General features: G+C 24.4%; 1 protein-coding gene. It reads right to left on the bottom strand.

Annotation, left to right across the window (positions count from 1 at the left end):
* Positions 1-284 (bottom strand): DUF4372 domain-containing protein (locus HMPREF9999_RS10365; protein WP_009437828.1); only part of this gene is annotated, 284 nt, incomplete at its 3' end.
* Positions 285-508: the final 224 nt, after the last annotated feature.

Raw genomic sequence — 508 nt, 5'->3', positions numbered from 1 at the left:
CTTATATCTCTGATCTTATTTGCAATAGATAAGGTCTTTAAATCTATCGGATTTTTTCCAATACCTAAATGATAAATTCTTTTGAAATTAGCATTAACAGTACTTACGAGTTCTCTAATACTAATACAGCCCATAAGTTGTCCAAGAATTAAAAGTAACATATGATTCCAATGAGAAAATACCCAATTCTTAGTTCTATCATCATACTTGGCAACTAATCTATTAAAATATTTTTGAGGTAGAAATGATGTTACTTGAGAGAAAATGTACTTTTTTGAATTCATTGTATTATATCTTTGAATACAAAAAAAGTATTTTTTCAAATCTCGGACAAAGATTTTTATTTATAATTAATTGAATACAAATTGTTTAAACATAAATTTTAACACATTTTGATAAACACAAGTGATAATATTTATTTATTCTCAAGGTTTTTTGTACTCTCAAGATACTATCAATATGATTGATAAGTTACATATCAAAAATGAGTTTAAAGAGTTAGAGGATA

Origin of the sequence: Alloprevotella sp. oral taxon 473 str. F0040 (assembly GCF_000318095.2) — a bacterium.
In the GTDB taxonomy this organism is placed as follows: Bacteria; Bacteroidota; Bacteroidia; order Bacteroidales; family Bacteroidaceae; genus Alloprevotella.
Note: the sequence above shows the minus strand (reverse complement) of the source record. Positions and strands in the feature narration are given on the sequence as shown.